Raw genomic sequence first — 14,813 nt, 5'->3', positions numbered from 1 at the left:
TCCGGGTCTCGGGTTATCAGGTAAAATTAGGCGTTTGCTGTAGTAGTCTCTGCAGTATCTGCTTCGGTGGCATATTTGCGCTCCTGGATACGTGCTTTCTTTCCGGTAAGGTTACGGAGATAGAACAGACGGGCACGGCGAACATCACCGCGCTTGCTTACTTCCACTTTTTCTACATACGGAGAGTTCAGTGGGAAAATACGCTCCACACCCACACCGTTTGAAATTTTTCTTACAGTAAAGGTACGGCTCGATCCATGCCCTTTGATCTGTATGACCACTCCGGAAAATTGCTGGATCCTCTCCTTGTCTCCTTCTTTGATCTTGTAATGTACATTGACCGTGTCTCCGGCCTTGAATTCAGCCTTCCCGATCTTCGGAAAGTTTTGTTGCTGAATGAATTGAATTGCGTCCATCGCAGTGGTGGTTTTCTAAAATCGGGAGGCAAAGGTAGGGATTAGGACAGAGGAATAAAAAATTAATTGCGTATTTTGTTAATTGCCTGAAAATAAAACATTTACAAAATATCAGGTCTTCTCTGTCTTGTTCTCTCGAGTGCTTTTTCGTGCCTCCATTTTTCTATTTCCGCCTCGTGGCCGGATAAGAGCACTTCTGGCACTTTCCATCCTTTATAGTCCGCCGGCCGGGTGTAAACCGGAGGCGCAATCAGCCCGTCCTGAAAGGAATCACTCAGCGCTGAGGTTTCGTCGGAGATGGCGCCCGGCAGCAAACGGATCACCGAGTCACAAAGTACGGCCGCAGCCAGCTCTCCACCTGAGAGCACATAATTCCCAATCGAAATCTCCCGGGTGACCAGGTGTTCCCGCACCCGTTCATCAATCCCTTTATAATGTCCGCAAAGTAAAATGAGGTTTCCTTTCAGGGAAAGCCGGTTACTGAGCGTTTGTTCCAGCATTTCTCCGTCCGGGCTCAGATAGATCACCTCGTCGTAGGTTCGCTCTTTTTTCAGAGCGAGAATACAGTTCTCGATGGGTTCGATCATCATCACCATTCCCGCCCCTCCGCCAAAAGCATAGTCATCTACCTTTCCGTGTTTGTCGGTACTGTAGTCTCGCAGATTAACTAATTGAATGTTCGCCAGTTTTTTCTGAATGGCACGTTTAATGATGGAATGTTCGAACGGGCCACTCAGCATTTCGGGAAACAGGGTGATGATATCGATTCGTAACACCCCGCGAAGTTAACCAAATCTATGGTCTTAGAATTCATTAACATTTGTATTTATTTGATTAACAAGCACTTATAGAATAAGAGCATGCCGAACGGACTGTTGAGTAATCGTTTTTTTACCTTTGGGAAGCAACCCCGGAAACAAAAGTTTGTCTTACAGATAAGAAACAAAGCCACCACCTGATCGAAGGATTTCTACGCGGTTGATTTATTAGTATTCAGATTTACGAATTATTACCCCAGGGTGGATAAATTTTTTTCATCGTTACTTAAACTCGTGCTCGCATAAGGCTACTCTCTACCCATTTTTTTATTTAAAACGAGTAGCTATGGAGCTCACACAACTGGCCGACGATAAGCTGATTCAGCTTTACGTTAATGGAAATGAGAAATGCCTGGAGGTTCTATTGAACCGGTATCAGGAAAAGATATTTACATATATCCGCATGATGGTGAAGGACAGGGCCCGTGCGGAGGATGTTTTTCAGGAAGCATTTTTCAAGGTAATCACGAGCCTGAAATCGGGAAAATATTCAGACGAGGGGCATTTTTGTGCATGGGTGAAATGCATTTGCAGAAACATCGTCATTGACGAGGTGCGCGTGGAGGAGAAGATGCCCACCATCAGCCATGTGAGGAGCAGAAAGGATGATGAGGATAAGGATATTTTTTCTGTATTGAAGCTTTATGAGGAAGAAACACCCACTGATCGCATGGACCGGCAGGAGTATCGCCAAAATCTTCGCAGGGAAATGAGGTTCCTGATCCGCCAGCTTCCGGAACAGCAAAGGGAGGTAGTAATGATGCGCTATTTCTTCAATATGAGTTTTAACGAAATTTCCAACTTATTGGAAATCAACCTGAATACTGCGCTCGGAAGGATGCACTATGCTGCCAACAATATGAGGAAGCTCGCAGGGAAGTACGGAAAATTAAAAATGGAGGTCTGAACAATATCAGATCAGGCAGGCCGTTCTGAGGGTATGTATTTCCCATCCCATCAAAAACCTGCCTATGCCGAAACTTTCTACACCTGAAAATTTTCCCACGCTGTCCGATACAGTTAAGGCGGACGATCCCAAACCTGAAATCCTTAACGAGAACTTCCCGAGGCCGCATGTGCTGAAAAACATTCTTAGTTATTCCGTTTCCCTGAATGTGAAGGAATCGGAATACATCGGACAGGTTCGCACAACGTCTAACTGAGGAGTTATTCCCTTGCCGAATTGTATTTTTGCGCATGCGTTTGAAGGAACGTTATGAGCAGGTGGTGCGCTATTTTGAACACCATATGCCTGATGCTGAAACGGAACTACACTACTCGGATCCGTTCACACTCTTGATGGCGGTGATTCTGAGTGCCCAGTGTACGGATAAGCGTGTGAATACTGTCACACCTGCTTTGTTCGCTGCATTTCCAACGGCAGAAGCAATGGCTGCTTCCACGCCAGCGGTGGTGTACAATTATATAAAGAGCATTTCTTACCCCAATAACAAGGCGAAGCATCTGGTAGGCATGGCAAAATTGCTGTTGGAACGGTTTCACGGGATCGTGCCTTCGGATGTAGACGAGCTCCAGACACTTCCCGGAGTAGGTAGAAAAACAGCCAACGTGATTGCTTCTGTTATCTATAATAAAGCAGCCCTGGCAGTGGATACACATGTGCACCGGGTTTCCGCACGGCTAGGGTTAACCACCAGGGCCAAAAGTCCTCTGGCGACTGAAAAGCAACTGGTAAAATATTTTCCGAAGGAGAAACTGGCCATTGCACACCACTGGCTTATACTTCACGGGCGTTACACCTGCCTGGCTCGTAAGCCTTTATGTGAAAAATGCGGATTACAGAGTATGTGTCTTTGGTATCGAAGGTCCGTTCTAAAATAGAGCCGCATGTTAATAACCTTTTCTTGCATGGTAAGTCGCTCAGACTGAACTTTGAAGGAGAGGGGGAAGCACCCCCGCTGCATATTATTCCACATTTTGTAAAAGTACCTTCCACAATCTGCACAATACCTTTGTTCTGTAATTCATGCTGTATAGCGAATTCGTTCAAGTAATTAACCATTAAAATCTAAATGTCATGAGCAAAGAAAAAGACTCGAAAGAAAAATCAAACGGACAAGAAAGGGAAGTCAACAAAGAAAAGATGAAGGCACTTCAGCTGACCATCGACAAACTGGAGAAAACCTACGGTAAGGGAGCCATCATGAAAATGACGGACGATGCAGTGGAGTCAGTTGAGGTAATTCCCACCGGATCGCTGGGACTGGATATTGGTCTTGGAGTGGGAGGTTATCCCAAGGGAAGAATCGTGGAGATCTACGGGCCGGAATCATCTGGTAAAACAACGCTTGCTATTCATGCGATCGCCAGTGTACAGAAGCAGGGTGGTATCGCTGCTATCATTGACGCGGAGCATGCCTTTGATCGTTTTTATGCACAGAAACTGGGTGTTGATCTGGAGACCCTGCTGATTTCCCAGCCCGACAACGGCGAACAGGCACTCGAGATCGCGGATAATCTCATCCGTTCAGGTGCTATAGATATGATCGTTATAGATTCCGTAGCCGCGCTCACGCCTAAGGCGGAGATCGAGGGAGAAATGGGTGAGTCGAAGATGGGATTACAGGCCCGATTGATGTCGCAGGCGCTTCGTAAACTCACGGCCAACATAAATAAGACCCGTTGCTGTTGCATTTTTATTAACCAGTTACGCGAAAAGATAGGGGTGATGTTCGGAAACCCCGAAACCACCACTGGCGGAAATGCACTGAAATTCTACGCCTCCGTCCGCCTTGATATCCGTCGTATCGGACAGATTAAGGAAGGCGAAACGGCTACAGGAAACCGTGCGCGCGTGAAGGTGGTGAAAAATAAAGTCGCACCACCTTTCCGCACAGCTGAATTCGACATCATTTTCGGCGGTGGGATTTCTAAAGTGGGAGAGATCATTGACCTGGGTGTAGAGCACGGTCTCATTCAGAAATCCGGATCATGGTTCGCCTATGAGGGAACGAAACTGGGTCAGGGACGCGACGCTGTGAAGCAGGTGTTTGATGATAACCCCGAACTGGCGGCAGATATCGAATACAGAATCAAGCAAAAATTGATGGCTGTTCCACAGGTGGTGGAAGCATAAAAACCAAAGCCATGGTTTTAACCGCTCCGGAATTCCGGAGCGGTTTTTTTTTGACTAATCAAATCTCATTAAATATTGTCAAAAGAGGCGTGGAAATGAAACTTACAGAACTTAATTAGATTTAGTACCGAAATGCTATCTTTGTTTTTATGAAAAAACTCATATTCCCTCTTCTTGGCTCGGCTCTGGCTTTCCTTCTTGTCGCTGCGAAAGACGTATGCGACAACATGCTCTTTTTTACCGAAGGGGTAACATCAACAATGACCTCGTACAATGAAAACGGAAAGCTTACCGGCAGTGTGAAATCAACATTCACCAAAGTCGGGAAAATTACCGGAGGTACCTCTGTTACTGTTCATTCGGAAAACTTTGATAAAAAGGGCAAATCCACACATACAGGTGACTATACTATTACATGCAAATCCGGCTTGCTTTATTTTGACATGAAGGCGATGATTCCCCAGCAAAACCAAAATGCCGGAACGGATATGGAAATGGTTTTGGATGGCGTGGATATGGAATATCCCGCTTCACTGGAAGTAGGAGCATCACTCAAAGACGCAAATATTAAAGTGACTTATAAAATGAAGTCGAACGGAAGCCCTGTTCCAATGATGAACATTGAGGTGCGGGTTTTCAACCGGAAAGTGGAAGCCAAGGAATCTATCACAACCCCTGCAGGAACATATGAGTGCTATAAAATTTCTGAAGACGTAGAGACGCAAACTATCTTCAAGATAAAAGCCAAATCGGTTAACTGGTTTTCTTACAAGGTGGGCACGGTGAGGACGGAAAGCTACAAGGACAACGGGAAGATGATGGGGTATTCTGAGCTTACCGAGTTTAAAAAGTAATCAGTCCCGATCTTCCTTTTCACCTTCATCCCCTTCTTCTTTCTGAAGTCCGGGATTTGAGATCAGGAGTTGGCGCATAGCGCCCTCCGCCCAGGTGATCAGCGCTTTTTTCTGTGATTCGTCCAGTACCGCGTCATGGTGCGTAAGGGTGTAAGAGGTCAGAGGCATTTCCCCTTCCCGGATCGTTTCAATAAGTTCTTCCATCGCTTCGAACTGGTCTTCCTGTGAATAGCTCTGAAAGTCGTCGAAATTGAGATGCTCTTTTCCTTCATTCACGTGGTCGGCCAGCCACCATCCAACAGGCTGCACCTCTGCATACCAGGGGTAGTTCGTATAATTCGAGTGGCAGTCGTTACAGGAAACTTTAAGAATGTTTAACACGTCTTCTGAAGGAGTGAACGATGCTAAAGCGTTGGCAGATCCAACGCTACTTCCCTGGTTCTTCTCCGGGCGGATAAACTGGATCACAACAAGTCCTGCCAGTAACAGGAGCGCAATGCGTTTCAGAATTTTTTTCATGTATCTTTATGTTATGAAGAGTTTGTCATTTTTACTGCTAGCCCTCCTTCTCATCCTTTTTTCCTGCTCCGGGGAGCAACCGGCCGATCAAACGAACATCCCTGCTGATCTGAAAGCACTGAATGAACGCATTGCAAAGGACTCCCTGAATGCGGAGTTTTACTATGACAGAAGTCAGTATTACTTCAAGAGTCAGGATGCGGTTAACGCTGTAATGGATATCCGGAAGGCCATACAACTTGATTCGGCAAAAACGAAATACCATCTTGCAATGGGTGATTATCATTTTGCGATGAACAAAACCGGAGTAACCATTCAGTGTTTAAGAAAGGCGGCTGTTCTTGAGCCCTCCAATAATGAGATACTGCTTAAACTGGGCGAGTTGTTTTACATTGTTATGAAGTATGACTCTGCAGTATTTTATGTTAACCGGAGTTTGGCCTTAGAAGAAACCAATCCAAAGGCACATTTTCAGAAAGGAATGATCCTAAAGGAATCCGGTGATACAACCAACGCACTGATAAGTTTTCAGACAGCTGTTGACCAGGATCAGAATTACTATGATGCGTTCATCCAACTTGGGATGCTGCATGAGCGTATGGGCAATAATATTTCCCTGGGATATTTCGATAACGCGGTGCGGATACTTCCCAACAGCACGGAAGCCCGCTATTTTAAAGCAATGTATTTTCAATCCAGGGGCAAAAGCAAAGAGGCGGGCGACATATACGACGAGATACTGAAACTGGATTCGGCCCATGTCAATTCTATTTATAACAAAGGCTTCCTTCTTCTGGAGGTGGAAAAGAACGCCGGTAAAGCGTTGAGGTGGTTCGACCGGGCTTATCAGTTAGATCCCCATTACGCGGATGCCATTTATATGCGCGGACTGTGCCATGAAAAAACCGGGGATAACCAACTGGCAGCAAAAGATTATAATGCTGCGTTAATTCTGCAACCCGAACACCCGCAGGCACTGGAAGGATTGAAGCGCTTGAAAGTGAAATAATCAGTTCTGGTGCAAAACCCTGTGGCGCTGAATATTGCTATTCTGGTCTGTCTCAATAATAAAGAGGCCTGAGGGTAAATCGCGGAGAGTGATTGTTTTTCCGTATCCGATCAGCAAAAGCCGGCCACTCATGTCAAATATCCTGTACCCGGATTCTTCGGAAAGAAACACAAACTCTCCGGCAGGATTTGGAGACAGAGAAAGTCCCATGCCCTCGTGTTCCGCTACGGAAGTATTCTGGCACCAGGTGATCTGGGATGAAATCACACCCAGGTTTATATCTACATAGGGTGGAGCCATTGGAGGTGTCAGGTCACAAAAGTCGAAGGTTTGATTCATCCGCCCGGAATTATAGGACGTGTCAGCCACAATAAAGCTCCCAGCCACACCCTTGATGGTATCAAAATTGTACCAGCTGTCAAGCACATTCATTCTTCCTTCATTTGCGATCACAGCGGATCCGTTGAGGAGATTCCGGTTAAGAAAACTATTATTCACCAGAAAGTAACTGGGTGATATAAGAACGAGACTCCCCTGATTCCATCCGCTGTTTAATGCAATCATGGTGTCCGAATTCATCAGTAAGCCGTTATTGGTGATATCCGTAAATGTGAGATTATTGGCGTTACTGAAGGTTCCGTTATTTGTGAATTGATTGAAAACAGCCGTGCCATTATTGTTGAATGAACCTGTAGTGGCGTTCGTGATACTGTCAATATTCAGAAAACTTCCGTTGTTGTTGATTGTCCCTGTGGTATACAGGCTGTCCACATTCTGAATAATCCCCGTGTTTGTGAAGTTGATGTTATTGAGCATGGATCGGGCAGAAAAAGTTCCGGTATTGGAAAAAGTACCGGTCTGGGTCCAAATATATTTTACATCCACCGTACCGTTGTTTGTCAGTGAACCTCCGTTCATCAGGATGTTTCTTCCCGTGACGTCATCCAGCAGAGAACCGGAGCTGTTTACCGTAATAGAGCCGCTGTTCAGCAAAAAATCTGTATTCAATGTTACGGCGTGATTAATAACAACAGTGTATCCGGGGGTAGGTACACACGTACAACTCCAGATCATGGGATTGGTCCAGTTACCCGCGGCTATGGAGGTGGCGGTTTGGGCAACTCCTGTGCAGGAAATAATCATGAGAAAAGAGAACAGAACACGCATCTTGTTTTTTTTGTGAAAGTACACCAAAAGAGGGAGATCGGCTAATGACCGGGCTCATAGCAACTCAGTTCCCGCTGGTTTTCCATATTGAATCTCCGGGAAGCTTGCTGTTGGTATGAAACATATTGAAAACAAATTTGCTCTCATAATTCCAATATCCGTAGTTGTGTCCTCCGGTATCATTGGGAGATATACCTCCTATCTTTTGATTGTCATGCAGCGCGTCGAACATAAGCTTAGATTGCTCAAAAGAGACCACCTTATCCATCTTTCCATGACAAAGAAAGACCGGAAAATCAACCTTGCGGACATTTCTCATCGGGTTATCCTCTCCTTCCCATCGCTCCCTGAATAGCTTATAATCTCCGTAGTATCCCTTCATAAGATTATCGCCCGGCATGCGCGTTTGGTCAAAATCGCCGGAGAGTGCACACCCGGCACGGAAGATCCCCGTGGTATGGGTGGCAATCTGTAAGACACCGCGGCCTCCGGTACTAATGCCATACACAAAGTTGTTCTCACCGGGCAGCAGTATCATAAATTCTTTTTGCATGTGGGGTATAAGGGTATCGGTCAACCAAAGGATGCCCGGAAATTTTCTCCATTCGGACCTGGTCTCAGGATACACCCGGGATTGATAAACGCTCTTCCCCATTTCCGGCAGGATCAGAATATAGCCACTATCCCGGGCGATCGTGCACACATTGCCACGAATGCAGAGATCCTTCCTGGAAAAATCCCAGCCCGGCAGACATAAAATGGTGCCTCTGGCAGTGGTATTGGGATAAAGAATATCCACCTCTATTCCGCCAACCAGAATAGTAGTGTCCTGTGATCTGAAACGGATGACCTGTGGCTCCGGCGCCCTGTTTATAGTTTGTTCATTTGTTGATTCCTTACAGGAAATGAACAGACTGATGAGTAACATTGAACAGGCATAAATACCGTTTATATTGTTGAAAATCATAGAATTATCGAGTTTAGACACCTGAATATTAACAATGGTCGGTTGAAAGTTCTCTACATGTTATTAACAATCTCAGGCCGGGTTGCAAGAACTTTGTAGTCCGACTCTTAAAAAAAAACGTCATGAAAAGAGCATTATTAATCGTCCTTTTGTCAGGTTCATTTCTGGCCGTTCGTTCCGGTGATACACGCCTGGTGAACGAAGATATAGGTAAGCGCACGAATGAGCAAATTCAGTCTAGCGGCATTATGAGCATCACTGGGTATACCTTTCGCTTTGAGAATGGGTTGCTTGGGAAAGAAAGCTATAAAAGCTCGGTGGAAATGTTTGACCGTTCGGGCAGAAAAACCGAAGATGCGGTCTATTTGCCCGATGGGGAATCTGACTTTTCCTATATATACTCTTACAATGAGGAAGGTATTCAATTGAAATCCGTTGGAATCATCCGTCATAAACCGGTCTATAATTTCTGGACCTATGAGTTGATTGATTCTCTTTCTGCTGTAAGGAAGTCCCATGCGGACACGAAGAAGAAGGAATCCTGGATTTTCAGGTTTGATGAAAAAGGACGCAAGGTGCGGGAAGATTATATTAACGCAGATGGTTATATGGAATCCGTTAAGGAATTTGTATATGATGCTTCCGGGAGGCTTACTGAAAGGAAGTTGACCGATGGCTACGGTAATGTGTATTCACGTATTGTATTTAAATATGATGAAAGCGGAAATAACACAGAGAGAATTCACTTTGCTACCAACGATATACTCTTCTGCACATATATCCTCTCGTATGATGAAAAGAGAAACATTAAAACACTGACAGAAAGGGATCACGAAGGGAAGGAACTCTCCATGACTGTTTATTCTTACTCTTACTTCTGACCCTGCGAACCCGCAGGGGCCTTTCTCGAGACTGGGAAGGGAAATGCCGGCTCTTTAGGAGACCGGCATTTTTATTCTGTTCCGGAAGTATATGCCGGATGTAAAGAAGAAAATTAGCAGCAGAACTACTCCGGGTCCCAGCACCCGGTCCGGTGGCAGATCCCGGAATACGAGCAGGGGCGGAAGAAATAACAAAACGATAAATGCTGCATCTGATCTACGATCTTTCAGTCCCCAACCCAGCTTCAATGGATTTATCCCCGCTAGCCATCCAGCTGCAAACGCGGGCAGTGCTCCCCACAGCATAGACTGGGTGATTTCCCAGAGCATCAAAATGCCTCCTTTTACCAGCGTTGGTATTCCTCCCGTTTCCGAGCTGAGCTGGGAATAACGCTGTAGCGAGCCGGGGCTCAGTACGTTCATAGACAGGAATAGAATGAAAACGGCGAAAGGAACCAGCTCTGATCTTTTCTTTCCCGGCCACGAATGAAAAAGATAAGCAAATCCCAGCAGCTCGGAAGTCCCGGAAAAAAAAAGACATAACAGGCACTTCCATATGATACCCTGTTTTGAACGATCTGCCGACAAAAGCAGAAGCAGGAACGATAAACCGGTAAGGTGAATTACTGAAGAAGAAACCCAGTAAACGGATTCCTCAGTGCCGGGAATACTTACTAAAAACACAGCGGCGAGCAAGGTGCCGGTAAAAAGTATCCGGGCGTTGGATCCATCACACCGTGACCGCAAAAACTTGAAAAAACAAAATAAAAAGAACAGATGAATAACAAATAAAAGGAGCGATAGTCCGAACCGGCTTCCGGCGATCTGTATAAAAACGCACTCGGCCCCGTAACTGAACCACCGGCCTCCGTATTCCATGTACCAGTCTGCCGTAGTGGTTAGTGCTCCCTTCTCTGCAACCTGAGCAATAAAAATCAAATCGTCTCCACGGGGAATATAGCTGAAGCAAAAGAGGCCGGAGACTGATATTAAAAGCGAAAGAGGCAACATAGAAACGAAGAATTGAACGCCTGGGTTGCGCATGGAGATTAATGACGGCCGTCAGAGATTGGTCCTCCAAAGGTATTTTTTTCGTAGCTTGAGGGCTTCATGAAGGGCTTTCCGTGTCATGTCTGCCCTGATTGCGCATGATATATATCATTCCAGGAGGGTTTTTTCCAGTTGCTTATGTTCCTACTGCCCTGATTTCTAACTTATTCAGGAATAATATATGAGGATTCTCATATTATTACCACACTTAAATTCTGAGATTGTACAGCGTATTTTTTGAATATGAGATATAAGGTTGGCATTGATATCGGAGGAACATTTACGGACCTCATCGCTGTGTCGGATACTGGTGATACAATGGTACACAAAACACTTTCAACGCCCGTTGATCCTTCGCTCGGATTTATTAACGGTTTGCGAGAAGTAGCAGAGATGAAAGGTCAGTCGTTTGAATCATTTATTGCAAGCATCGACACAATTGTTCACGGAACTACAGTGGCCACCAACGCATTGTTGACGTTGCGGGGAGCCAAAACCGCGCTCGTTACAACGGATGGCTTCCGGGATGCGCTGGAGATGCGCCGGGGGATTCGCGAAGAGCAATTCAATAATCATTACAGAAATGTTGAGCCGCTCGCACCCCGTCATTTGCGTTTTACCGTGAAAGAGCGGGTGGACTCTGAAGGAAAGATTCTGCAGAAGCTGCGTGAAAACGATTTAAAGGATATTGTACGTAAGCTAAAGGACGAGGCAGTGGAGTCAGTTGCAGTGTGCTTTATGAATTCTTACAAGAACGCACGGCATGAAGAACAGACAGTGCGTTATCTCCGCAAACATCTCTCCGGAGTCTTTATCACAGCATCGTTCGAGGTGCTTCCTTCCATTCGGTTTTATGAGCGCGTGAGCACCACTGCGGTTAGTGCATTCGTTGGTCCCATTGTCTCCCGGTATATAGATAATTTACAGGAAAAGCTTACAGGCATTGCCTTCAAGGGCTCGTTACTGATCATGCAGTCAAATGGCGGCGTGGTTTCTCCGCAGGAAGTGAAGAAAAATCCGGCCGTTACAGTGCTTTCCGGCCCTGCGGCTGCACCTACCGCCGGCGCATTTTATTCCGCTTTATTCGGATATGGGAATTGTATTACGGTGGATATGGGCGGCACGAGTTTCGATGCTGCGTTGGTTATCGACAATAACTGCGTTACCGGTACGCAGGGGTCCATCAATCGTTACCGCATCGCTTTACCCTCTCTGGATATTATTACCATTGGTGCGGGTGGAGGAAGCATAGGATGGTTGAACGAAGGGGGCTTGTTACAGATGGGTCCTCAGAGCGCAGGGGCAATGCCAGGGCCGGCCTGTTATGAAAGGGGAGGAACAGTGCCCGCATGTACAGATGCAGACCTGGTACTTGGATATCTGAACCCTGATTTCTTCGCCGGCGGAAAGCTGAAGCTCAACAAAAGCAAAGCGGAGGAGGCGATTAGAAAACACCTTGCTGACAAACTGAAATTGTCTGTATTGGATACCGCGGCTGGTATGTTCCGGATTATCAATAGCAATATGGCTCAGGGGGTGCGGCAGATCTCTCTGGAAAGAGGATTCGATCCCCGTGAGTTTCTGTTCATCGTGGCAGGAGGCGCAGGCTCAATCCATGCATCTGAAATATGCAAGGAGCTTGAAATTCCAATGTTCCTTGTTCCCAATGTTTCTTCTATCTTTTGTGCGGCAGGTATGTTGCTGGGAGACCTGAAGCACGATTATATTCGCTCTTGTTATTCTTCATTCGATGCACTCGAGCGCCGAACCTTTCTCGCGTTGTTTGAAGAAATGAGAAAGGAGGGAGAAGCTACATTGAAAGCGGAAGGTATCACCGCTGACAAATGTTCCTTTCTTCCAACAATCGATATGCGCTATTTCGGACAGTATCATGAGGTTCAGCTGGATTGCGAATGGGAGGACATTACCGGATTCAGACTGAATGAAATTTTTGATAAGTTCCACAAAGAGCATAACCGACAGTTCGGATACTCCCTGCGCGATGAAGGAACCCCGATGGAACTTATCAATCTTCGGCTTAGGGTAGTGGGACATAACGAAAGGCCCCGCTTCCAGAGCGATAAGAGCGGATCTCAGGGAAAGACTGCCGTGCTTAAGGAGCATCGTGAAGCATACATTCCCGAAACAAAAAGAATGAGTAAGGTGCCGGTCTACGATGGAGACGCTCCCGTTCCGGGGGTAGTAATTAAAGGACCCTGTATCATCGAAAAAGTTACAACTTCTGTTTTCGTCAGCATGAGTTACGATTGCATCACAGATCAGTTCGGCTCCTTTCTGGTATATGATAACAAGAAGTTTTCAGGCGATATTTCATTACAAACATTTACGCGCTAGCTATGGCCGTTGACGCAATCCTTGTATCGATTTTTCAGCGAGCTTTCAAGTCCATTACGGATGAAATGAGCATTTCACTGACAAAGACTACCCGCTCTCCCATCCTGTGCGAGGCGAAGGACTTCGTTACCGGGCTTTATGATGCTTCCGGACAAATGCTGGAACAGACAGAAAACCTTCCTATTCTTTCTTTCTCGCTGGGTCCCGTATGCAAGGAAATTATTAAACAATACGGAGACGATATTCATGAAGGAGATGTCATTATTCATAATGACGTTTTCTCGATGGGGAATCAGAATAATGATGTAGCTATTTTTAAACCTATTTTCTTCCGAAATACCCTCGTTGGCTGGAGTGCGGCGAAAGGCCACCAGGCCGATATCGGCGGAGCGGTTCAGGGAGGCTACAATCCGGGCGCAACCGAGGTATGGCAGGAAGCGTTACGCATCCCTGCTGTGAAAATCTATGAAAAAGGGAAACTCAGAAAAGATGTTTGGACGTTGATTTTTGCGAACATACGCCTTCAGATAGTACAAGAGGACATCAAAGCCCAGATTGGCGCCTGTACACTCGGGGAACGCAGGCTTTCTGCTTTTGTTGAAAAATATGGTCTGGATGTTTTCCATGCGCATACCAATGCCTTGTTTGATAGCACAGAAAAAATGATGCGCGCTGAGATCAGAAAAATTCCCGGTGGGGTGTATGAAGGGAAAAGCATGGTTTACTATGACGGCAAACACAAAGGCTCCCGCTTTCCCATCCGCGTAAAAATAATTGTGAAAGGTGATGATATTACGTTTGATTTTTCTAAATCCTCTCCACAGACCAAGGGCTTTGTGAACGGAACGTATACTTCTACCTGTTCCGCTATTACGCTTACATTCCTTCAGATTGTTAATCCGAACCTCCCGCATAATGAGGGCATGATTAAGCCCCTGCATTATATCGTTCCTGAAGGAACTATTCTGAATGCTTCGTATCCTGCGGCTACTACTTTCGGAAATCACCTCTGCCCTCAGGTGGCAGATTCAATTTTTAAAGCGCTGGGTCCTGCCGCGCCGGATCGTATAACTGCCGGCTGGAATCATCTTCTTTGCTCCCTTTTTACCGGAATTCATCCGCGTAACGGCATGAAGTATGTAGACATTTGCTTCCTCGGAATGAAGGGTGGAAGCGGGGCGCTGCAGGGAAACGACGGGTATGATCACATCGGGATGATTGATGCTTCCGGTGGTGTGCTGGATCAGGATTATGAGATGTATGAGCAGCAAACTCCTCACCTTATCCAGCAGCACGAATACCTTTGTGATTCCGGAGGTGTTGGTACCTGGCGTGGTGGATTAGGAACCATTACGAGAATTCTTCTTCGTGGAGGTAATACCACGATGGTGGTCTTCGGAGACGGAGATGTAGAACCAAATTATGGTTTATTCGGTGGGAAAGGCAGCCTGTTAAATAAAATTGAACTCAAATATCCCTCCGGGAAGAAAATTGTCCCAATGAGTAAAGACATTATTAACGGGATACCGGATAAAACACTCTATGTGCAGGTGGCCGGAGGTGGAGGTGGGTTTGGAAATCCGAAACGCAGAGACAGAGAACAGGTTCGAAAGGATGTGAAGAATGATGTAGTGAGCAAGAAGGCAGCCAGGAATCTTTATGGGCTGAAAAATATATAAC

15 protein-coding genes are annotated in these 14,813 nt (G+C 46.0%); 9 read left to right on the top strand and 6 right to left on the bottom strand.

Annotated features, from left to right (window positions below; translation table 11 throughout):
- Positions 1–26: 26 nt before the first annotated feature.
- Both rplS and trmD read right to left on the bottom strand, forming a co-directional pair.
- Entirely contained in the window at positions 27–416 is a 390-nt protein-coding gene (gene rplS / locus IT233_08735) for a 50S ribosomal protein L19 (GenBank protein MCC7302715.1), read from the bottom strand.
- A gap of 101 nt (positions 417–517) precedes the next feature.
- Entirely contained in the window at positions 518–1,156 is a 639-nt protein-coding gene (trmD, locus tag IT233_08730; protein ID MCC7302714.1) for a tRNA (guanosine(37)-N1)-methyltransferase TrmD, read from the bottom strand.
- 364 nt (positions 1,157–1,520) lie between these two features.
- Between trmD and IT233_08725 the strand changes: the two genes are divergently transcribed.
- The 5 genes from IT233_08725 to IT233_08705 all read left to right on the top strand — a co-directional run bounded on the left by IT233_08725 (position 1,521) and on the right by IT233_08705 (position 5,185).
- Positions 1,521–2,141 carry a sigma-70 family RNA polymerase sigma factor gene (locus IT233_08725; protein MCC7302713.1) on the top strand — a complete coding sequence of 207 codons (621 nt, stop codon included), beginning with the start codon at positions 1,521–1,523 and terminating at the stop codon, positions 2,139–2,141.
- 64 nt (positions 2,142–2,205) lie between these two features.
- On the top strand, positions 2,206–2,397 hold the full coding sequence (locus IT233_08720; GenBank protein MCC7302712.1) for a hypothetical protein: 192 nt from the start codon (positions 2,206–2,208) through the stop codon (positions 2,395–2,397).
- Positions 2,398–2,431: 34 nt separating this feature from the next.
- Positions 2,432–3,076 carry an endonuclease III gene (nth, locus tag IT233_08715; protein MCC7302711.1) on the top strand — a complete coding sequence of 215 codons (645 nt, stop codon included), beginning with the start codon at positions 2,432–2,434 and terminating at the stop codon, positions 3,074–3,076.
- Between the two features lie 196 nt (positions 3,077–3,272).
- Positions 3,273–4,331, top strand: coding sequence for a recombinase RecA (recA, locus tag IT233_08710; GenBank protein ID MCC7302710.1), 1,059 nt, complete (start codon positions 3,273–3,275; stop codon positions 4,329–4,331).
- A 149-nt stretch (positions 4,332–4,480) separates the two neighbouring features.
- Positions 4,481–5,185, top strand: a complete 705-nt coding sequence (locus tag IT233_08705) for a hypothetical protein (GenBank protein ID MCC7302709.1) — start codon at positions 4,481–4,483, stop codon at positions 5,183–5,185.
- Here the strand turns inward: IT233_08705 and IT233_08700 are convergent, their stop codons facing one another.
- A complete protein-coding gene (locus tag IT233_08700) occupies positions 5,186–5,704 on the bottom strand; it encodes a heme-binding domain-containing protein (protein ID MCC7302708.1) in 519 nt (172 codons plus the stop codon).
- 13 nt (positions 5,705–5,717) lie between these two features.
- Between IT233_08700 and IT233_08695 the strand changes: the two genes are divergently transcribed.
- The gene (locus tag IT233_08695) at positions 5,718–6,713 is read left to right on the top strand and encodes a tetratricopeptide repeat protein (protein MCC7302707.1); all 996 of its coding nucleotides are present in this window, start codon (positions 5,718–5,720) and stop codon (positions 6,711–6,713) included.
- Here the strand turns inward: IT233_08695 and IT233_08690 are convergent, their stop codons facing one another.
- Positions 6,714–7,880, bottom strand: a complete 1,167-nt coding sequence (locus IT233_08690) for a hypothetical protein (GenBank protein MCC7302706.1) — start codon at positions 7,878–7,880, stop codon at positions 6,714–6,716.
- A gap of 64 nt (positions 7,881–7,944) precedes the next feature.
- Positions 7,945–8,847: a prolyl oligopeptidase family serine peptidase gene (locus IT233_08685; GenBank protein MCC7302705.1), complete on the bottom strand. Its 903-nt coding sequence runs from the start codon at positions 8,845–8,847 to the stop codon at positions 7,945–7,947.
- Positions 8,848–8,969: 122 nt separating this feature from the next.
- Here IT233_08685 and IT233_08680 point away from each other — a divergent pair, with 122 nt between their 5' ends.
- Complete coding sequence (locus IT233_08680; protein MCC7302704.1) at positions 8,970–9,728, top strand: hypothetical protein; 759 nt, start codon at positions 8,970–8,972, stop codon at positions 9,726–9,728.
- A gap of 54 nt (positions 9,729–9,782) precedes the next feature.
- Here the strand turns inward: IT233_08680 and IT233_08675 are convergent, their stop codons facing one another.
- Positions 9,783–10,739: a hypothetical protein gene (locus tag IT233_08675; GenBank protein ID MCC7302703.1), complete on the bottom strand. Its 957-nt coding sequence runs from the start codon at positions 10,737–10,739 to the stop codon at positions 9,783–9,785.
- A gap of 282 nt (positions 10,740–11,021) precedes the next feature.
- On the opposite strand from IT233_08675, the gene IT233_08670 reads away from it, so the two are divergent.
- Together IT233_08670 and IT233_08665 are read left to right on the top strand one after the other, a co-directional pair.
- Complete coding sequence (locus tag IT233_08670) at positions 11,022–13,133, top strand: hydantoinase/oxoprolinase family protein (protein ID MCC7302702.1); 2,112 nt, start codon at positions 11,022–11,024, stop codon at positions 13,131–13,133.
- Positions 13,134–13,135: 2 nt separating this feature from the next.
- Positions 13,136–14,812, top strand: coding sequence for a hydantoinase B/oxoprolinase family protein (locus IT233_08665; GenBank protein MCC7302701.1), 1,677 nt, complete (start codon positions 13,136–13,138; stop codon positions 14,810–14,812).
- Position 14,813: the final 1 nt, after the last annotated feature.

Source organism: Bacteroidia bacterium (assembly GCA_020852255.1).
Taxonomy (GTDB): Bacteria; Bacteroidota; Bacteroidia; order JADZBD01; family JADZBD01; genus JADZBD01.
Note: the sequence above shows the minus strand (reverse complement) of the source record. Positions and strands in the feature narration are given on the sequence as shown.